Consider the following 20,234-nt stretch of genomic DNA (forward strand, 5'->3'; position numbering starts at 1 on the left):
TTAGTATTCCCCCCATCAGGAGCATGAGCATGAGCGAACTCACCCCTACCGCGATTGTTACCGGTGGTTCCCGCGGCATAGGCCGCACTGTGGCCCTCACCCTCGCCGCCGCCGGATATCAGATATATTTCACCTATGTGAGCCGTCCTGAGGCGGCCGAGCAGACCGTGGCCGACATTGAGGCCCAGGGCGGTCGCGCCCGTGCCTTCCGTCTCGATTCCGGCGACTCCGAGGCCGTGTCCCGCTTCTTTGCCGAGGAAATCAAGGGCAAGGTGCAGCTTTCCGTGCTGGTGAACAACGCCGGCATCACCCGCGACACGCTCGTGCTGCGCATGAAGGACGAAGACTTCGACGCCGTGATCGACACCAACCTGCGCGGTGCCTTCCTGTTCCTGCGCGAGGCGGCCAAGATCATGACCCGCCAGCGCTGCGGCCGCATCATCAATATTTCTTCCGTCGTCGGTCAGATGGGCAACGCCGGTCAGATCAACTACGCCGCCGCCAAGGCCGGACTCATCGGCATGACCAAGTCCGCCGCCAAGGAACTCGGCAGCCGCTCCGTGACCGTGAACGCCGTGGCTCCCGGTTTCATCGAAACCGACATGACGGCAGCCCTTGCCGAAGACGTGAGAAAAGCCTATGTTTCCGCCATCCCGCTGGGCCGTCTCGGCTCCGCCCAGGATGTGGCCGACGCCGTGGCCTTCCTTGCTTCGGACAAGGCGTCGTACATCACCGGACAGGTGATCGCCGTCAACGGCGGACTGTACTGCTGAGGATATTTCCGGAAAAGCCCGGCGTCCTTTCCGCTGTCGGTCCGGGGCGCGGGATTTTCCCTTAGTCGTCTGGCAAAGCCGGAGCAGAGCTTCCGGCGCAAGTAGAAACCTGAAACACCCCCTGGAGGGAACCATGGCCGCCGTTGAAGATAAAGTTAAGCAGATCATCGTCGAACAGCTTCAGCTTTCTGAAGAAGAAGTGACTCCCGAAGCTTCCTTCATCGAAGATCTGGGTGCTGACTCTCTCGACCTGACCGAGCTCATCATGGCCTTTGAAGAAGCCTTCGGCGTGGAAATCGCCGACGAAGACGCTCAGAAGATCCTGAAGGTCAAGGACGCCATCAACTATATTGAAAGCAAGCAGAAGTAAGTTATTACTTCCTTTCATCTTGTTTTCATGAAGATGCCGGGGAGCTTCGCGTTCCCCGGCGTATTCGAGTTTCGGCGGCTTCGCCGTTGGCGAGCCGCACGGCGTCCGCGGGAGCGGACGCCCGCGTCCTGTCCGGCAAGACAGTTGTCCGGCAGGGGAGCGCGGCCCTCGACAGGGCATCCGCTCTGACGGCCCGTGAACGTTCCGGGCCGAGAGCTGTTTTTGGACGGGCGCTTCGCGGAAGGAGAGGTCCGCGCGAAACCGGACTTGAGGAACAGCGTTCCGAAGTTCTGTTTTCAGAAGCGTTCCGCCATGTTGGGAACATTTTCCCGTCACCTTTATCTGGAGTTGTTCCGCGTGGATCGTAAGCGCATAGTCATTACCGGCCTTTCCGCCATCACTCCTCTGGGCACCGACCTTGAGAGCAGCTGGGAGGCCCTGCTTGCCGGCAAGTCCGGCATCGGTCGCATCACCCATTTTGATTCCACCGAATTTCCCACGCACATTGCGGGCGAAGTAAAGGATTTCAAGCCTGAAGAGTTCATTCCGGCCAAGCAGTGCCGCAAGATGGACCGTTTCTGTCAGCTCGCCGTCTGCGCGGGCATGCAGCTCGTGGCCGATTCCGGTCTCAAAATCGACGAGAGCAACGCTCAGCGCGTGGGCGTGGTGCTCGGCGTCGGTCTCGGCGGCCTCAAGACCATTGAAGACTTCCACGAAAAGCTGCGCACGTCCGGCCCCAACCGCGTATCTCCCTTCTATATTCCCATGCTCATTTCCAATATGGCTCCCGGTCAGGTGGCCATATTCACCGGCGCCAAGGGCATCAACGTGGTGTCCACCAGCGCCTGCGCCTCGGCCCTGCACGCCATAGGCAGCGCCTATGATCAGCTCGTGCTCGGCCGCGCCGACGCCATCCTCACGGGCGGCGCGGAATCCACCATCACGGAAATGGGCATTTCCGGGTTCACGGCCATGAAGGCGCTGTGCACGGCCCATCAGGATGAGCCCGAAAAGGCTTCCCGTCCCTTCGACGCCGGCCGCAGCGGCTTCATCATGGGCGAAGGCGCCGGCATGCTCATGCTGGAAACGCTGGAGCACGCGCTCGCCCGCGGCGCGAAAATCTACGCGGAAGTCGTGGGCTTCGGCGCTTCCGACGACGCCCATCACATGGTGGCTCCCCTGGAAACCGGCGAGGGCATGGCCGCGAGCATGCGCAATGCTCTGGCCGACGCCGGACTTTCTCCCGACGCCATCGACCATGTGAGCGCCCACGGCACTTCCACGCACGCCAACGACGCCGCCGAAACCAAGGCGATGCACGAAGTGTTCGGCGATCATGCGAAGGATCTCGCCATCACGGGCGTGAAGTCGCAGATAGGCCATCTGCTCGGCGCTTCCGGCGGCGTGGCCAGCGTGTTTGCGTCGCTGTCGCTTTCCACCGGCATGGTGCCCGGCACCATCAATCAGGAAACGCCTGATCCCGAGTGCGATCTCAATTACATGGGCGGCGGTTCGAAAAAGCTCGATCCCCGCTATGCCATGATAAATTCCTTCGGCTTTGGCGGCACCAACGCCAGCCTTGTGCTGAAGAAGTTCGATTAATCTGCAGGGCCGGGGGACCGGCCCTCAATTTTCAGGAACGGAGAACCATGGACGAACTGATTTTGCGCGACCCCGAAGTCGCGGCCGCCATCTGGAAGGAATCCCGTCGCCAGGTGAGCAAGCTTGAACTCATCGCTTCGGAAAACTTTGTATCTACCGCCGTGCGCGAAGCGCAGGGCTCCATCATGACGCACAAGTATGCCGAAGGCTATCCGGGCAAGCGGTATTACGGCGGCTGCGAGTTCGTGGACGTGGTGGAAAACCTCGCCCGCGATCGCGCCATGACGCTGTTCCACTGCGACTACGCCAACGTGCAGCCTCATGCGGGCAGCCAGGCCAACATGGCCGCCTACCTTGCCCTCATCAAGGACGGCGACACCGTGATGGGCATGGATCTGTCCCACGGCGGTCATCTGACCCACGGCAGCCCCGTGAACTTCTCGGGCCGCACCTATCATTTCGTTCCCTACGGCGTGAATCGCGAAACGGGCCGCATCGACTACGACGAGCTGGAAAAGAAGGCGCAGGAATGCCATCCGGCGCTCATTGTGGCCGGCGCCAGCGCCTATTCGCGCATCATCGACTTCGAGCGCTTCCGCAAGATCGCCGACAAGGTCGGCGCGAAGCTCATGGTGGACATGGCGCACATCGCCGGTCTTGTGGCGGCGGGCCTGCATCCTTCGCCCCTGCCCTTCGCGGACATCACCACCACCACGACGCACAAGACCCTACGCGGTCCCCGCGGCGGCATGATTCTCACGAGCCGCGGCGAAGAATACGGCAAGAACATCAACAGCAAGGTGTTCCCCGGCATTCAGGGCGGCCCGCTCATGCACGTCATTGCGGCCAAGGCCGTGGCCCTCGGCGAAGCGCTGCGTCCCGAGTTCAAGGAATATCAGGCCCAGATTCTCCGCAACGCCAAGGTGCTGGCCTCCTGCCTCACCGACGCGGGCTACGATCTCGTGTCCGGCGGCACGGACAACCACCTCATGCTGGTTGATCTCACCAGAAAGGACATCACCGGCAAGGACGCCGAGCATGCTCTTGATCTTGCCGGCATCACGGTGAACAAGAACACGGTTCCGTTCGAGACCCGTTCTCCCTTTGTCACGTCCGGCGTGCGCATCGGCACGGCCGCGCTCACCACGCGCGGCATGAAGGAAAAGGACATGGAAAAGGTGGGCGGCTGGATTGTGGACGTACTGGCCAACACGACCAACGAAACCCGCCTTGGCGAGATTCGTGCCGAAGTGGAAGCCTTTGCCTGCCAGTTCCCGCTGTTTGCCTGGTAAATACAGGGGACGGCCCTGCGCTTTTTCGTGCGCGGGGCCGTCTTTTTTTCCCGTTTTCAAACGGGCTTGCACATGATAGTTTCCGTTGATGGAACAGGAGGCGCTATGGCGCAGGGCGGCAGAGCCAGCTGGCCACGGTATTTCATGGACATCGCCTACCTTGTGGCGGAACGCTCCACCTGTCTGAGAAGAAAGGTGGGGGCTGTTGCCGTGCTCGATCGGCGCATTCTGGCAACGGGCTACAACGGCGCGCCCTCCGGCGTGCCTCACTGCCTTGAGGCCGGCTGTCTGCGCGCGCAGCTCGGCATTCCTTCCGGGCAGAGGCATGAGATCTGCCGCGGCATTCACGCCGAACAGAACGTCATCATTCAGGCGGCGGTTCACGGCATCTCCCTGCGCGGGGCAGAGCTTTTCTGCACCACGTATCCGTGTTTTATCTGTGCGAAAATGCTTATTAATTGCGGCATTAAAAAAATATGGGTTTCAGAAAATTATCCGGATGAGTTCTCGAAGAACATGCTGGCGGAAGCCGGCGTCGAGGTCATCCATCTGCCGCACGGCGCGGATGAGGCGTGCCCCGTGAGCGGGGAAGCTCTCTGCGATAAGAGCGCCGCGGCGGGAGAGGAAAAGGAAGGAGGCAAGGCGTGAATCGTCACGAAAATTTCATGCGCAGGGCCCTGGAACTGGCCGAAAGAGGGCGCTGGAGCACGGCTCCCAATCCCACGGTCGGCGCTGTGCTGGTGCAGGACGACAAGATCGTCGCCGAGGGCTGGCATCAGGTGTGCGGACAGGGGCACGCGGAAGTGAACTGCCTGCGCGACGCCCGCGAAAAGGGCGTGGATCCCTCGCTCTGCACGCTGTACGTCACGCTGGAGCCCTGCAATCATCAGGGCAAGACGCCTCCCTGCACGAAGGCCATTCTGGAAGCGGGCATTCCTCATGTGGTGGTCGGCATGCCCGACGTGAACGCGCAGGCTGCGGGCGGCGCGGAATATCTGCGCTCCATGGGCGTAGAGGTGGAGATGGGCGTGCTTGAGAAGGAGTGCCGCGATCTTGTGGCCGACTTCATCGTGTGGCAGACCACGCGTCGTCCGTACGTCATTCTCAAGATGGCCTCCACGCTCGACGGACGCATCGCTACGCGGGCGGGCCGCTCCCAGCTCATTTCCAACCGGGCCTCGCACGAAGAGGTCATGCGTCTGCGCGAGAACATCGGCCGAGCGGGCGGCGCGGTGCTTGTGGGCGGCAACACGTTTCTTCTGGACAATCCCCGTCTTACCGCGCGCACGGCGAGCGCCCAGCGTCAGCCTCTGGCCGCGGTGATGACCTCCCGTCTGCCTGCGGGGGACACGAGCTGCCATCTGCTCGACGACAGGCCGCAGGACTGCGTGTTCTTCAGCACGGCGGCACAGGCGGCGTCGCCTTCCGCGGCGGCGCTGCGCAATCGCGGCGCGCGGGTGTACGGCGTGGACTGCCCGGCGGGCAAGCACGCCCTCGACGTGGAAGAGGCGCTTGTGGGCCTGCGGGAAAACGAGCACTGCCTGTACGTGCTTTGCGAGGGCGGCGGCAAGCTCGCGCTTTCGCTTCTGGAACGCGGTCTTGTGGATGAATTTCATCTGCATCTTTCTCCCGCCATTCTCGGCGACGCCGACGCTACGCCCGTGTTCTCGGGCCGCACCGTGGACAGCATGGACGACGCGCTGCGCATGCGCGTGGTGAAAACTTCCGTGGTGGACGGCGACATTCATCTTTATTTCCGCGCAGACAGAGGATAGTCATGTTTACGGGACTTGTGGAAGGGCAGGGCCGCGTCGAGGCCGTGGACAAGCGCGGCGGAGACATCCTGTTCCGGTTTCATCCGCTGTTTGCGTGGGACAGGCCCGAAATCGGCGAATCCGTGTCCTGCAACGGCGTGTGCCTCACCATGGAAACGTGGATTCCCGCCGGACCGTCGTTCACGGCGTTTGCTTCGGCGGAAACGCTGTCGTGCTCCAATCTCGGCGGCCTGACCGTGGGCGGCCTTGTGAACATGGAGCGCGCCATGGCCATGGGAGAGCGTTTCGGCGGTCACATCGTGAGCGGACATGTGGACGCCGTGGCGAGAGTGGAGAGCGTGCGCCCCGTGGGGCAGTCGCGCTGCGTCCGCCTCGTGTTCGAGCCGGAGTGGAGTTCGCAGATCGTGCCCAAGGGCTCGGTGACGCTGGACGGCATCAGTCTTACCGTGAACGACTGCGGCCCCGGTTTTCTGGAAGTGAACATCATTCCCGAAACCTGGCGCGTGACCACCGTGGCCTTCTGGCGTCCGGGCTCGGCGGTGAATCTGGAAACGGACGTCATCGGCAAGTATGTGAAGCACCTCATGCAGCCCTACGCCCCCGGCGGCAAGGCTCCCGAGGAGCGCGTGACCATGGACTTTCTGCGTCGTAACGGCTTCGGCCTTTGAGGACAGCGTATGCCCCTTTGCAGTGTGGAGACCGCCCTTGACGATCTTAAAAAGGGCAGAATGATCATCCTTGTGGATGACGAAGACCGAGAGAACGAAGGCGATCTTGTGGCGGCCGCCGAGTTCGTTACCCCCGAAATCATCAATTTCATGTCCCGGGAGGGCAGGGGACTCATCTGCCTTTCCCTTTCCGCCGAGCGCGCCGACGCGCTGAATCTGCCGCTCATGACGCGGCGAAACGGCTCGAAGTTCGGCACGAACTTCACGGTGTCCATCGACGCCGCAAAGAGCGAATTTCCGGCCATTTCCGCCGCAGGACGCGCCCATACCGTGCGCGCGGCCGTGGCCGACGGCGCCAGGCCCTCGGATCTGGTTTCACCCGGCTGCATATTTCCTCTGCGCGCGAAGAAGGGCGGCGTGCTCACCCGCGCGGGACAGACGGAAGGCAGCGTGGATCTGTGCCGCATGGCCGGCCTCAAGGAAGCGGCCGTCATCTGCGAAATCATGAAGGACGACGGCACCATGGCCCGCATGGCCGATCTTGAAAAGTTTGCCGCCGAGCATGGCCTGCACATCGCCGCCAACAAGGACATCATCTGCTGGCGTCTGGAGCACGGCGAAGTGGCCGTGAAGCGCGCGGCCGAGGCTTCCATGCCCACGAAGTACGGCACGTTCCGCATCATCGCCTATGAAAATTCCGTGGACGGCCGCACCCATGTGGCCCTCGTGAAGGGCGACGTGACCACTGGCGAACCCGTGCTCGCCCGCGTTCACAGCGAATGCCTGACCGGCGACGTGTTCGGCTCCATGCGCTGCGACTGCGGCGGTCAGCTGGCCGCGGCGCTGCGTCAGATAGAAAGGGAAGGCCGCGGCGTGCTGCTCTACATGCGGCAGGAAGGCCGCGGCATAGGTCTGGCCAACAAGATCAAGGCCTACGCGCTTCAGGAACAGGGCCTGGACACCGTGGAAGCGAACATTCGTCTTGGCTTCCGGCCCGATTTGCGCGATTATGGCGTCGGCGCTCAGATTCTGGTGGATCTGGGCATTCGCAAGCTCCGTCTGCTGACCAACAATCCCACCAAGATCGTGGGGCTGGAAGGCTACGGACTCGACATCGTGGAGCGGGTGCCCATCGAGCAGGAGCCAGGCCGCTACAATGAAGACTACCTGCTGACGAAGAAAGAAAAAATGGGCCACCTGCTCAAGCGGGTATGCCCCAAGACAGAGTGAGGACATCATGTATTCCGTCAAGACCATAGAAGGACAGCTCAATGCCCAGGGGCTGAAGATCGCCATTGTGGCGTCGCGTTTCAACGACTTCATCGTTCAGCATCTCGTGGAAGGCGCCATCGACTACCTGACCCGTCACGGCGCGGCGCAGGAAGACATCACCGTGGTGCGCGTTCCCGGCGCGTATGAGCTGCCCATCGTGTGCAAGAAGATGGCCGCGTTCTCGCAGTACAACGGCATCATCGCTCTCGGAGCGGTCATCCGCGGCAGCACTCCCCATTTCGACTACGTCTGCTCCGAAGCCGCCAAGGGCATTGCGCAGGTGTCTCTGCAGTCCGGTCTGCCCGTGGGCTTCGGTCTGCTGACCTGCGACACGCTTGAACAGGCCATTGAGCGCGCCGGCGCCCATGTGGGCAACAAGGGGGCGGAAACCGCCGCCGCCGTTGTGGAAACCATCCGCGTCATGGAGCAGCTGTAATGGGTGCAAAAGAACCCTCCCGTCGCGCACAGCGTCTGCTGGCCTTTCAGGCCCTGTATGGTCAGGAATTTCTGGAATGCGCTTCCGTGGAACAGCTCAAGGCCGCCTTCCTTGCCGTGCCCCGTCAGGACGAGGCTCTGGAGCAGGACGGCGAACCTTCCGGCTTCGCCTGGGAGCTGGTGTACGGCGTGTGGCAGCATCGCGACGAGCTTGACGCCGTCATCGAGCGCTTCGCCCGCAACTGGCGGCTGGATCGCGTGGGGCGAGTGGAACTGAATCTGCTGCGCCTCGGCGTGTATGAAATGCTGTACCGCGCCGACGTTCCGCCCAAGGTCTCCATGAACGAAGCCCTCGAACTCGACAAGCAGTACGGCGATTCGCGTTCCCACACCTTTGTCAACGGCATTCTCGACGCGGTGAGCAAGGCCGTGGACAAGGGAGAACTGCGCAGCCGCGGCTGATGCCGCATCGGAAATATCTCTCGATCTGTTATCGCGGGCGCACGCCCGAAGCTTCAAGGAACAAAAATGGCACTCTCGTCTCGTTACGATCCTCATGCGCTGGAAGAAAAATGGCAGAAGATATGGGCTGAAAAGGGCTCCTTCAACTGCGATGTTGATCCTTCCAAGCCCAAGTATTTTCTTATGGAAATGTTTCCCTATCCTTCGGGCAACATTCACATGGGCCATGTCCGCAACTATTCCATCGGCGACGTCATGGCGCGTTTCCGCCGTCTGCAGGGCTACAACGTTCTGCATCCCATCGGCTGGGACGCCTTCGGTCTGCCCGCGGAAAACGCCGCCATCAAGCATGGAACGCACCCCGCCAAGTGGACGTATGCCAATATCGACAACATGCGTTCCCAGCTCAAGCGCATGGGCTACTCCTATGACTGGCGCAGAGAAATAGCCACCTGCCGCCCCGAATACTACCGCTGGGAGCAGGAATTCTTCCTCAAGTGCCTGGAAAAGGGCCTCGTGTACCGCAAGAAGGCGCCGCAGAACTGGTGCCCGAGCTGCCATACCGTGCTCGCCAATGAACAGGTCATCGACGGCAAGTGCTGGCGCTGCGATTCCGTGGTGGAACAGAAGGATCTCACGCAGTGGTTCTTCCGCATCACCGCCTACGCCGACGAGCTGCTCGCCGATCTGAAAAAGCTGGAAAATGGCTGGCCCGCCCGCGTGCTCACCATGCAGCACAACTGGATAGGCCGCTCCACCGGCGCGGAAATCGTGTTCAAGCTGGAAGGCCGCGAAGGCGAGATCAAGGTGTTCTCCACCCGCGCCGACACCGTGTTCGGCGTGACCTTCATGACGCTTGCTCCCGAACATCCGCTTGTGGAATCCCTCATTGCCGGTCGCGAGAACGAGGCTGAAATCCGCGCTTTCATCGAGCGCACCCGCAATATGGACCGCCTGGACCGCCAGTCCGAAACCCTGGAAAAGGACGGCGTATTCACCGGCGCCTACTGCCTGAATCCCTTCACCGGCGACCGCATTCCGATCTGGCTCGGCAACTTCGTGCTCGCCGACTACGGCACCGGCGCGGTCATGGCCGTGCCTGCGCACGATCAGCGCGACTTCGACTTCGCCCGCAAGTTCGGCATCGGCATCAAGGTGGTGGTGAGCCCCGACGGCAAGGAAATGGATCCCGCCTCCATGACGGAAGCCTACACCGAACCCGGCGTTCTGGTGAATTCCGGCGAGTTCTCCGGCATGCCCAGCACCGAAGGCAAGGCGGCCATCATCAAGAAGCTGGAAGAAACCGGCAAGGGCCGCGCCACGGTCAACTATCGCCTGCGCGACTGGAATATTTCCCGTCAGCGCTACTGGGGCGCTCCCATCCCCGTGGTGTACTGCGAAAAGTGCGGCGTGCAGCCGGTGAAGCTTGAAGATCTGCCCGTGCGTCTGCCGCTCGACGTGAAGACCTGCGACGACGGCCGTTCGCCGCTGCCGCACACGCCCTCCTTTGTAGAGACCGTGTGCCCCTGCTGCGGAGGCCCCGCCCGCCGCGAAACCGACACCATGGACACTTTCGTGGAATCTTCCTGGTACTTTGCGCGCTACACGTCCGCCCGCAAGGAAGACGCTCCCTTCGACATGGAGGCGCTCAAGTACTGGATGCCCGTGGATCAGTACATCGGCGGCGTGGAACACGCCATTCTGCACCTGTTGTACTCCCGCTTCTTCACCAAGATGCTGCGCGACTTCGGCTATCTGCCCGCCGACATGGACGAACCCTTCAAGAATCTGCTCACGCAGGGCATGGTGCTGCTCGGCGGCAGCAAGATGTCCAAGTCCAAGGGCAACATCGTGGATCCCGATGCCATGGTGAAGAAGTACGGTGCCGACACGGTGCGTCTGTTCTGCCTGTTCGCCGCGCCGCCGGAACGCGACTTCGACTGGAGTGACAGCGGCATTGAAGGTTCCTACCGCTTCGTGAGCCGCGTGTGGCGCATGTTCTCCGACATGCAGTCCATTCTGAAGCCCGTGTCCGCATGTTCCGACCTTTCGCCCGCCGCAAGCGACGCCATCCGGGCGCTGCGCCTGAGCGAACACGCCACCGTGAAGAAGGTGGGCGAGGACATCGCGGAACGCAATCAGTTCAACACCGCCATCGCCGCCATCATGGAGCTCGTCAACAGCGTGAACCAGTACCGCGAGGAACTTTCCGCCACGGAAGAAGGCCGCAGGGCTCTTTCGTCCGCCATGGCCACGGTGCTCGTCATGCTCTTCCCCTTCACGCCGCACATGTGCGAGGAAGTCTGGCAGCAGCTCGGCCATGAGGATTCTCTGGACGACGTGCGCTGGCCCGAATGGAGCGAGGAAGCGCTGAAGCGCGACGTGGTCACCGTGGTGGTGCAGGTGAACGGCAAGCTGCGCGGCAAGGTGGAAGTGCCTGCCGGCGCGTCCCGTGAAGAACTGGAAAAGGCCGCACTTGCCGAGCGCTCCATCCAGAATCATATTGCCGGAAAGACGATCCGCAAGGTCATCGTGGTGCCCGGCAAGCTGGTCAACGTGGTGGCCGGATAGCTTCGCCGGTGCGGAGCGAGGCTTCATGCTCATATTCCGAAAAAAGGGAGGGAAGAGCGATCTTCCCTCCCTTCGGACGGAAAATGCGGCGCAATCTTTCGGAAAGGACCTTGTCCGCGCTTCCGACTCCGCCGCAAAGGAATGTTTGATGAGAAAACCCAGGGGAACGTGGAAAGGTATGATGGCGGCCGCCGTCTGCTGCCTGAGTCTGTTCGTCGGCGGCTGCGGATACGAGCTGGACGGGTATTCCTCCAGCAGCTCGAGAGCGGTCAGCGTGCTCGGCGACGGCAATCAGACGCTCAGGATAGACAAGGTGGAGCAGGTCACCATGTATCCCTGGGTTCAGTATTATCTGCGCGGCCTTGCGCGCGACGAAGTCAATTTGCGGCGTCTGGCCCGCTGGGTGGACAGCGGCAACGCCGACTATCTTCTCACCATTACCATGCCGGGCTTCCGCGTGCGCTCTTCCGTGTCCAACAGCGTGGACAACACCCTGCTCAGCGACACCGTGGTGCAGCTTGAACTTGTGGTGCGCAGCGGCAAAAACGGCACGGTGGTGTGGCGTTCCGGCGTCATTTCCTATTTCGACAAGTACGAGACCGTGGACGAAGGCAACGCCATCCGCGACGGTCTGAAGGAAGCGCTGCGCCGCGCCTTCGACCGCATGCAGCAGAAATTCTGAGTCGCCTCGAACGGAGATCGTCATGGACAGGCCGGGTTTCTTCTTCTGCATCTGCCCCGATGCCGCGCTGCTTCGCGAATACGTGGAGCGGGAGCTCGTCGCTCCGGCGTCATCCGGGGCGCTGCCGCCCGACGTGCAGACGTTCTGGGCGGACGAAGGCCTGGACAGGCGCTTCTGGGACGCGCTCACGCTGCTCGGTATGGACGGCCGCAGCCGCGTGCTGGTGGTGCGGGGCGCGCAGCAGCTTCCCGCGGAAGTGTGGAAGAAGCTTTCCGCCGCGCTCGGCACGCCGAGATCCGCGGTGCTGCCCGTATTTTGTCTTGAAGGCCCCTGGGAAAAGGGGCAGCCCAAACTGCCCGCGTACATTGCCAAGCTCAAGTGTCTGGCCTTTGCCGACAGTCGGAAATGGGTGTGGCGCTCGGCGGGCATAGATGCCCGTTCCCTGCGGCAGCACATTCAGAAGCAGGCTTCCTCCATGGGACTGCGCATGGCTCCTGATGCTCTCAACGCGCTTTCGGAAATGCTTATTCCCGATGCTTCCGCCATCCGCGGCGTACTGGAACAGCTTTATCTCGCCTCGCCTGACGGTGCCGTGGACGTGTCTCTTGTGCGTCAGATGACGGAATTCACGCCCGAAGCCGTCATTTTCGACGTCATCCGTCAGCTGGAAAACGGCAATGCGCGCGCCGTGTGGAAAACGCTGCTGCGCGAGGGCGACGGCGGCGAATCGCTGCTTTTTCCTCTGCTGACGCTCATGGCCAGAGAAGCCCGCCTGCTCTGGCAGCTTCAGGCCGGAGACAAGGTCTTTGTTCCCCAGTTTGTGGAAAACGAAAAGCGCCGCCTTGCCTCGCGCGTGGGTTTTGCGGGACTGTGCCGCATGTTCGCCGAGCTTCAGAAGGCCGAGCTTTCGGTCAAGACCGGAGCCCGGCAGCCGCTTCAGGCCATGGAAGAGCTCGTGGCCTCGCTTTCCCTCGTGTTCGCCCCGGAACAGGGCCGGATGAATGTCGGGCGCTGACGTTATGAAGGTCGCCGCCTCTGCTTCCGAATCCGATCTGCGTTCCGGTCACAGAAAACGCCTTCGCGAGCGTTTCCTGGCCGATCCCGGAGCCCTTCCCGATTACGAAGTGCTGGAGCTTGCGCTCGGATGCGTGTATGTCCGGCGCGACAACAAGCTGCTTGCCAAGCGTCTTCTGGCACGGTTCGGCGGATTCGACGGCCTGCTTTCGGCCAGGTCCGAAGAACTGGCCGACGTGGAAGGCTGCGGACCGGCCGTTGATAGTTTTCTTTGTCTTCTCCGGGAAATCATTGCCCGCGCATCGGAAAGCAACGTACAAAGAAAGCAGACCGTTACCTTGCCCGATCTTGTGGAAATGGGCAGGCAGCGTCTGAAGCACTGCGCCGATGAAGAAGTGTGGGCCGCGCTTCTGGACAAACAGAATCGACTGCTTATGTTTAAAAAGATTCGTCATGGCTCGCCGGATCATGTGGCTCTGGAACCGTTTGAGGTTGTGGAGCTCATGATACGGAACCATGCAAGCAGTCTTGTCCTCATGCACAACCATCCCGGCGGAACCTACATGCCGTCGCAGGAGGACAGGGCGCTGACAGGTCGCATCGCCCTGGCGCTCCAGCCCTTGGGCCTGTACCTGCACGATCATGTGATCATCACTTCCGAAGCGGCTTTCAGCATGATGCACGATTGCCGCCTTGCGTGACGAAAAGGATTGGGATCTGCCCTAATTGAGGATAGCATGAGCGATACGCAAAAGACGCTTTCCGCATTGCCGGAAGAAGAGAAGAAAGACCTGCTGGAACAGGAGACGGAACATGCCGCTCTTCCTGCGGAGGCTCGGGACAATGGCTCGGACGACTCCGGGGAAGGGCAGGGCAACGAAGGAGGAGCCTCCGGCGAGAACCCTGCCGGCGATGCCGACGACATGGCTCCGGCGATTCCCTCCGTGCTGCCGGTTCTGCCTCTGCGCGACAGCGTGGTGTTCAATTCCATGATAGTTCCGTTGTTCGAGAGCCGCGAAAAGGCCATGGAGGCCGTGGAATTCGCGCTCAACGGCAACCGTTACCTTTTGCTCTGCGCCCAGCGTGATGCTTCGGCCGAAGAACCTGAACCGGACGATCTGTACAATGTCGGCTCCGTGGTCATGATTTTGCGCATGATCAAGATGAACGACGGTCAGGTCAAGCTGCTGGTTCAGGGGCTGTCGCGCGCGCAGGTGGAGGAATTCGACAATAACGGCCCCATACTTCTTGCACGCATACGCGTGCTGGAAGAAAACCGCGGTGACGTTTCCGACGTGGAGCTTGAAGCCATGATGCGTTCTGCTCGGGAACAGAGCGACCGCATTCTGCATCTGCGCGGACTTCCCTCCGGGGAAATCATGAACGTTTTGAACTCCGTCAATGATCCGGGCCGCCTTGCAGACATCATTGCCGCCAACATGCGCCTGCGCGTGGATGAGGCTCAGGCTCTGCTTGAATGCCTCGATCCTGTGGAACGGCTGCGGCTGGTGAACAAGCATCTGGTTCGCGAAGTGGAAGTGGCCACCATGCAGGCGCGCATTCAGAGCATGGCGCGCGAGGGCATGGACAAGGCGCAGAAGGATTACTTTCTGCGCGAGCAGCTCAAGGCCATACACAAGGAACTCGGCGACGGCGAAGACGGCGACGACGAGAACGAAAATCTCAAAAAGGCTCTGGACAAGGCTTCGCTGCCGCCCGACGCAAGACGCGAGGCCGACAAGCAGCTTCGTCGTCTGGCCTCGATGCACAACGATTCCGCGGAAGCCAACGTGGTTCGCACCTATCTCGATCTTCTGGCCGAGCTGCCGTGGAAGAAGATGTCCCGCGACAGACTGGACATCGTGAAGGCCGCGGCCATTCTGGACGAGGATCATTTCGGTCTTGAAAAGGTGAAGGACCGCATTCTCGAATTTTTGAGCGTGCGCAAGCTGAATCCCGATTCCAAGGGACCGGTGCTGTGCTTTGTGGGGCCTCCCGGCGTGGGCAAGACCTCTCTCGGCCGGTCCATCGCAAGAGCGCTCGGCCGCAAGTTCCAGCGCATTTCCCTGGGCGGCATGCGCGACGAGGCGGAAATCCGCGGACATCGCCGTACCTACATCGGCGCCATGCCCGGCCGCATCATTCAGGCCATCCGGCAGGCGGGCACGCGCAATCCGGTCATCGTGCTGGATGAAATCGACAAGCTCGGCAACGATTTCCGTGGTGATCCCGCTTCGGCGCTGCTTGAAGCGCTGGATCCGGAACAGAATTCCCATTTCAGCGATCATTATCTGAATCTGGAATTCGACCTGTCCAAGGTGCTGTTCCTCTGCACGGCCAACCAGCTCGACACCATTCCCGCCGCGCTGCTGGACAGACTGGAGATCATCCATCTTTCCGGCTACACGGAACAGGAAAAGCTGGCCATTGCTCGCCGGTATCTTCTGAAGCGCCAGATTGCGGAAAACGGTCTCAAGGAAGAGGACATCGTGTTCCGCGACAACGCCATGGCGCGCGTCATCCGCGGATACACGCGGGAAGCCGGTCTGCGCGGACTGGAGCGCCAGATCGGAGCCATCTGCCGCAAGCTTGCGAGACGCAAGGCGGAGGGGGAAAAGCCTCCCTTTGTGGTCACGCCGGCCGTGGTGGCCAGACTGCTGGGGGCGCCGCGCTTTCTGGACGAGGAAAAGGAAGGCTCGCTTTTGCCCGGCGTTGCTTTGGGCCTTGCCTGGACGCAGGCCGGCGGCGAGGTGCTGCATATTGAAGTGAGCACCATGCAGGGCAAGGGCGGACTGCTTTTGACCGGTCAGCTCGGCGACGTCATGAAGGAAAGCGCGCAGGCCGCCGTGACCTATGCGCGTTCTCATGCCCGGGAGCTGGGCATTGATCCCGAGTTCTCGCAGAAGCTGGACATTCACATTCATGTGCCTGCGGGCGCGACGCCCAAGGACGGGCCTTCGGCGGGCGTGACGCTGGTGTCTGCGCTGGTGTCCGCGCTGACCGGACGCCCCGTGCGCAGCGATACCTGCATGACCGGCGAAATCACGCTGCGCGGACGGGTGCTGCCGGTGGGCGGCATCAAGGAAAAGATTCTCGGCGCGGTGGCGAGAGGCTTGAAGCGTGCGGTCATTCCCGCGCAGAACGTCAAGGATCTGGAAGAGATTCCTTCCGATCTGCGCCGCCGCATCGAAATTCACACCGTGCATACCATAGGCGAACTGCTGCCGCTGGTGCTGGAAGAAAAGAAAGAAAAAATGGAGAAAAAAGAGGCGTAGCCGCCTGAACTGCCGGGCGATGCGTGTTATGAGGCCGTTCCTTTCGGGGAGCGGCCTTTTTGATTAAAAGAAAAACCCCAGCTAGGCTGGGGGTTCCCGAAAACTTATAGTTATGCGTAAGTTATAAACACTCCTTTTGATTTGCTAAGAAAGAGGTGCGGTCTGGCAACTGCGCCAATAAGCAAATCAAAAGGAGGTCACAATGGGTGACACAAAGAAGTTAGCGCATACGAAATGGAACTGCAAATATCACATAGTCTTTGCACCAAAATATCGCCGACAGGTTTTCTATGGTGAGAAGAAAAGAGTCATAGGAGAAATATTGCGGAAATTATGTGAATGGAAGGGGGTAAACATAGTAGAAGCAGAATGTTGTCCCGACCATATCCATATGTTGCTTGAGATGCCGCCCAAGATGAGTGTATCGGCGTTTGCCGGATATTTGAAAGGAAAGAGCGGCCTGATGATATATGAGCAGCTCGACGAGTTGAAGTTCAAATATCGTAGGGAGTTCTGGCGCCGTGGTTACTCTGTCGACACGATGGGCACGAATAAGGCAAAGATAGCTGAGTACATCAGGCGTCAACTGGCCGAGGATAAACTCGGAGATCAGCTGAGCATCCCATACGCCGGAAGCCCTTTTTACGGGCCGTCGGCAACAGAAATGCAGGCGTCAGATCGACAATGAGTCTGTTGGTGGGGCTGCCGGGCTGGAAGCAAAAGTCCTTCTCTGAGAATTGGGAGTTCGGAATTTTCGGGCAGCGGATGCGTGCCGTCTTTTTCGATCAGGCTGACGAGCTGCGGAGCACCATGAAGAAAACGTCATGATTATGTGAAATAAAGAACGATAATGAAAAGAAGAGCCGGATTTGGATGGGGGGGAGAGAGCCTGCGCGACAAGGAGAGCTCGTCAAGCGAAGAAAAGCACCGAACGGTCGATGATCGTTTGAAAATGAAAGGTGCTTTGCGAAAACCTTGCAAGCGTCAACATTGTCGTTTGGGCTTTTGCCGGACCTGGTTTCCTCGCAGAAATGGTCGGATTGTCGGCACGAAGTTTTGACGGCTCTGCATGGTTATGCGGAAGAATCAGACAGAAAAGGGTGAGAATAAAGCAGAAATGCGGCGCTTATGTCTCATCATGTCGCGGAGCAGGAGAAGACATATTGTATTGATCGTTATTTCACGAAAATGACGGGCTTTCTTTCCACCGATGCCGGTTTGGCGTAGTTTTTTTCAGGGAGGTTCGTCATGTCCGAAGTCGAAAACACCTCGTCTCTGCATTTGAAAGCCGTTATTGCCGCCCTCTGGACGGGCAATCTGTTCGCGCCTTTCCTCATGAGCGGCGTGGCCGCCATACTTCCGTCCATAGGCGAATCCCTGGGAGCTCCGGCCGTCATGCTTTCGCTGGTCATGGTGTGCTATAACCTGGGGCAGTCCATCTCGCACATGCTGAGCGGACGCATCGCCGATATATTCGGCGTCAAGCGCACCCTGCTGGCGGGCGTGGGCTGCTTCTGTCTTTTCAGCGTGTTCATGGGCCTCGCTCCGGCCATGTCGGTACTCATTCCCCTGCGTTTTACTCAGGGAGTTGCCGCCGCCACCATTTCCTGCGCCGTCACCACGCTCAGCGTGACGCTCGCTCCGCCTCATATCCGCGGTCAGGTGATAAGCATTGTGGTGTCGGCCGTGTACCTCGGACTCGCCATCGGTCCGCTGGCCTGCGGCGGCATTACGGAACTCTCCGGCTGGCGCATGGTGTTCTTTCTCATTGCGGCGCTGAGTCTGGCGGAACTTATTCTGCTGCATCACGTCATTCCCGGCGATACGCAGGCAAAATCCGGCCGTTCCTTCGACGTCGTGAGCGCATTTTTGGGAGCGCTGGGCCTTGCCTGCATGACCATGGGCGCAACGTGTACGTTCCTGCATCCTGCCGTGGTGGGCATGCTGCCTCTGGGCGTGCTGATCCTGATGGCGTTTGTCCGCAGAGAATGGACGTCCGCCGATCCCATGTTCGACTTGAAGATACTGGCCAAGGTCCCGGGACTTCCCGACGGCATGGCGGCGACCTTCATCAACTACGGTTCCTTTCAGGGGCTCTCCCTGTTTTTCTCCCTCTATCTTCAGCAGGTGCTCGGCCTGAACGCCTTCCATGCCGGCATGATCCTCATGATGCAGAGTCTGTGTCAGACGGTGTTTTCGCCCGTGGCCGGAAGAATGGCCGACAAGTATCGCCCCGGCATCATTTCCACCTCGGGCATGATGGTGTGCGGTGTGAGCATACTGAGTCTCATGCTGCTGGGCGAGGGCAGTCCCGTGTGGCAGGTCGTGATCAGTCAGGCGGCGCTCGGCACGGGAGCTGCGTTCTTTGTGGCTCCCAACATGACGGCCACCCTGGGCAACGTGCCCAAGGAACAGCTTTCCGTGGCCTCGGGCCTGTTCGGATGCCTCCGCACCATGGGCGGATTGATGAGTCACATCATCATGGCCTGCATGATCGGCTTTTTCATGGGCGACACCGCCGTGACGCATGAAAATTCCGGTCTCTTCCTGCATGCCATGCACTACACGCTGCTGCTGTTCGGCATGCTCAATCTTCTGGGTGTGGGACTCAGTCTGCGCGCGTTGCGGCATCATCGGTAAAAGAGCTTGCCCGTCGTTCTTCTGACGTGTAGCATGCCGGAGTATGAAGGCCCCGGCCCGCGCCGGGGGAAGGGAAGTCAGAGCGTTGTCGGATTGCGCAGGCGCTTCGCATGTTCGTTTTCTAGTGCGGCGTTTTGCCGGACCGAAGTGCCCGTGCGGCGGTCCGGGGGCATGGCTCGGGGAACATCGAAAAAGGAGAAGGTATGGGAGTTCTGGGCAAACTTTTCGGCGGCAGGGGCAGCAGCACGGCAAGCAGGCAGCCTCCCCTGAGAAACAACACGTCCAGTGATTCCGCGCCGGACAACGAAGGGCCGTCTTCGGCCTTCATGGGCAGACACTTTGAAGGCCTCGGCGACGTGTGGTCCGCCTTTTTCCCCGGCGGAAGCCGAGAATATGTCGAAGCGCTGCAGCAGCTTTTTGAAAAAAGCTCGGCGCAGGGCCCCGTCATGCATCGCAAGGACGGCAGCAGCGTCATTCTTCTGGCTTCTCCCGTGAGCGGCGGACTCGGCATTCATTCGCACATCGTCATGACGCAGGGCAAGGGAAAGGCGGACTTCGTGGGGGGATACCCTGCGCTGGAAGGTCTGCCCGTGCCTTCCATCATTGAGCAGGCGCACATCTGGACCAACGGCATATCCGGAGTGGTGGCCACGAGGGCCGATGTCACCGGCGCGCCGTTTTCGTTTTTTCTGGCGGGCTTCTTCCAACATGTTCCGCAGCTGCAGTTCGGCAGCCGGGCGGATTTTCATATGGCCGGACTCGCCCTTTCGCTGGAGCAGGCGCGGCATGTCGATATTGCGCTTCAGAAGGGAACGCCCGCCTATGACGAGGCGTTGAAGGCGTTTCTCATCGCCCATCCGGAGAAGAAGGCGGCCGACTTTGCCCCCAAGAGGGTATCCACGCACGGCGTGGGCATGCTGTTTCCCACGGAGGTGGTGAGCATGTGGGCCTTTCAGGTGCCGGTGCTCGGCACGGAGTGGGTGGAATTCATGGGACGGCGTTTTCTGCGTATGCTCACACTGTTTTCCGGTTCGGGGGAACGTTCGGTGCGCGGCTACCTCTACGCGGCGGAGCACGTGCTGAAAGGCTACGTGCCGCAGGTGGGCGACGATGTGACCGGCACGCTGTGGCTTCAGGGCGGCATGGAACAGTACCCCGAAGAGCGATGAAAATTTTTTCGGCAAGAATTTGAGGCGTCCCGAGAGCTCTATCATGGCTTTTCCCATGGTTTCGCGGTAATCCTGAACGTAGGGAAGGGAAGGATTTCGCAGGAGTTTGTTACAAAGAGTCCCGTGGGGAAAATGAAGTGATATATCGTATTAAAACAGTATAATACGTGTATTTTTTCGATGCGTGGCTCTTTTGCGCGACTCTTGCATAACAGGGGGGTGTGCGCTATCACC

Annotated in this window: 18 protein-coding genes; all 18 read left to right on the top strand. The window is 60.5% G+C overall.

Annotated elements, in window-relative coordinates:
* Positions 1 to 29: 29 nt before the first annotated feature.
* The 18 genes from fabG to ABGT79_RS12310 all read left to right on the top strand — a co-directional run bounded on the left by fabG (position 30) and on the right by ABGT79_RS12310 (position 20,000).
* Positions 30 to 773, top strand: coding sequence for a 3-oxoacyl-[acyl-carrier-protein] reductase (gene fabG, locus ABGT79_RS12225; RefSeq protein ID WP_346666409.1), 744 nt, complete (start codon positions 30 to 32; stop codon positions 771 to 773).
* Between the two features lie 133 nt (positions 774 to 906).
* Positions 907 to 1,143, top strand: coding sequence for an acyl carrier protein (locus tag ABGT79_RS12230; RefSeq protein WP_077072368.1), 237 nt, complete (start codon positions 907 to 909; stop codon positions 1,141 to 1,143).
* 357 nt (positions 1,144 to 1,500) lie between these two features.
* Positions 1,501 to 2,745 carry a beta-ketoacyl-ACP synthase II gene (gene fabF / locus ABGT79_RS12235; protein ID WP_294487201.1) on the top strand — a complete coding sequence of 415 codons (1,245 nt, stop codon included), beginning with the start codon at positions 1,501 to 1,503 and terminating at the stop codon, positions 2,743 to 2,745.
* A gap of 47 nt (positions 2,746 to 2,792) precedes the next feature.
* Positions 2,793 to 4,037: a serine hydroxymethyltransferase gene (glyA, locus tag ABGT79_RS12240; RefSeq protein WP_346666410.1), complete on the top strand. Its 1,245-nt coding sequence runs from the start codon at positions 2,793 to 2,795 to the stop codon at positions 4,035 to 4,037.
* Positions 4,038 to 4,142: 105 nt separating this feature from the next.
* Entirely contained in the window at positions 4,143 to 4,685 is a 543-nt protein-coding gene (locus tag ABGT79_RS12245; protein WP_346666411.1) for a cytidine/deoxycytidylate deaminase family protein, read from the top strand.
* The gene (ribD, locus tag ABGT79_RS12250; protein ID WP_346666412.1) at positions 4,682 to 5,812 is read left to right on the top strand and encodes a bifunctional diaminohydroxyphosphoribosylaminopyrimidine deaminase/5-amino-6-(5-phosphoribosylamino)uracil reductase RibD; all 1,131 of its coding nucleotides are present in this window, start codon (positions 4,682 to 4,684) and stop codon (positions 5,810 to 5,812) included. The genes ABGT79_RS12245 and ribD overlap by 4 nt, the downstream gene beginning before the upstream one ends.
* Positions 5,813 to 5,814: 2 nt before the next feature.
* On the top strand, positions 5,815 to 6,480 hold the full coding sequence (locus ABGT79_RS12255) for a riboflavin synthase (RefSeq protein ID WP_346666413.1): 666 nt from the start codon (positions 5,815 to 5,817) through the stop codon (positions 6,478 to 6,480).
* Positions 6,481 to 6,489: 9 nt separating this feature from the next.
* Entirely contained in the window at positions 6,490 to 7,710 is a 1,221-nt protein-coding gene (locus ABGT79_RS12260) for a bifunctional 3,4-dihydroxy-2-butanone-4-phosphate synthase/GTP cyclohydrolase II (protein ID WP_346666414.1), read from the top strand.
* Positions 7,711 to 7,717: 7 nt separating this feature from the next.
* On the top strand, positions 7,718 to 8,188 hold the full coding sequence (gene ribE / locus ABGT79_RS12265; protein ID WP_294487218.1) for a 6,7-dimethyl-8-ribityllumazine synthase: 471 nt from the start codon (positions 7,718 to 7,720) through the stop codon (positions 8,186 to 8,188).
* On the top strand, positions 8,188 to 8,649 hold the full coding sequence (gene nusB, locus ABGT79_RS12270) for a transcription antitermination factor NusB (protein WP_346666415.1): 462 nt from the start codon (positions 8,188 to 8,190) through the stop codon (positions 8,647 to 8,649). The genes ribE and nusB overlap by 1 nt, the downstream gene beginning before the upstream one ends.
* Positions 8,650 to 8,715: 66 nt before the next feature.
* Positions 8,716 to 11,220 (top strand): leucine--tRNA ligase, encoded by a 2,505-nt coding sequence (leuS, locus tag ABGT79_RS12275; RefSeq protein WP_346666416.1) that lies wholly within the window; start codon positions 8,716 to 8,718, stop codon positions 11,218 to 11,220.
* A 148-nt stretch (positions 11,221 to 11,368) separates the two neighbouring features.
* The gene (locus tag ABGT79_RS12280; protein ID WP_346666417.1) at positions 11,369 to 11,902 is read left to right on the top strand and encodes a hypothetical protein; all 534 of its coding nucleotides are present in this window, start codon (positions 11,369 to 11,371) and stop codon (positions 11,900 to 11,902) included.
* Between the two features lie 22 nt (positions 11,903 to 11,924).
* Complete coding sequence (holA, locus tag ABGT79_RS12285; RefSeq protein ID WP_346666418.1) at positions 11,925 to 12,917, top strand: DNA polymerase III subunit delta; 993 nt, start codon at positions 11,925 to 11,927, stop codon at positions 12,915 to 12,917.
* 4 nt (positions 12,918 to 12,921) lie between these two features.
* Complete coding sequence (radC, locus tag ABGT79_RS12290; RefSeq protein WP_346666419.1) at positions 12,922 to 13,617, top strand: DNA repair protein RadC; 696 nt, start codon at positions 12,922 to 12,924, stop codon at positions 13,615 to 13,617.
* A 36-nt stretch (positions 13,618 to 13,653) separates the two neighbouring features.
* Positions 13,654 to 16,191: an endopeptidase La gene (gene lon / locus ABGT79_RS12295; protein WP_346666420.1), complete on the top strand. Its 2,538-nt coding sequence runs from the start codon at positions 13,654 to 13,656 to the stop codon at positions 16,189 to 16,191.
* 202 nt (positions 16,192 to 16,393) lie between these two features.
* A complete protein-coding gene (gene tnpA / locus ABGT79_RS12300; protein WP_346666421.1) occupies positions 16,394 to 16,879 on the top strand; it encodes an IS200/IS605 family transposase in 486 nt (161 codons plus the stop codon).
* 560 nt (positions 16,880 to 17,439) lie between these two features.
* Positions 17,440 to 18,831, top strand: coding sequence for an MFS transporter (locus ABGT79_RS12305; RefSeq protein ID WP_346666422.1), 1,392 nt, complete (start codon positions 17,440 to 17,442; stop codon positions 18,829 to 18,831).
* A gap of 203 nt (positions 18,832 to 19,034) precedes the next feature.
* The gene (locus ABGT79_RS12310) at positions 19,035 to 20,000 is read left to right on the top strand and encodes a hypothetical protein (protein WP_346666423.1); all 966 of its coding nucleotides are present in this window, start codon (positions 19,035 to 19,037) and stop codon (positions 19,998 to 20,000) included.
* Positions 20,001 to 20,234 lie beyond the last annotated feature (234 nt).

The organism is uncultured Mailhella sp. (genome assembly GCF_963931295.1).
In the GTDB taxonomy this organism is placed as follows: Bacteria; Desulfobacterota; Desulfovibrionia; order Desulfovibrionales; family Desulfovibrionaceae; genus Mailhella.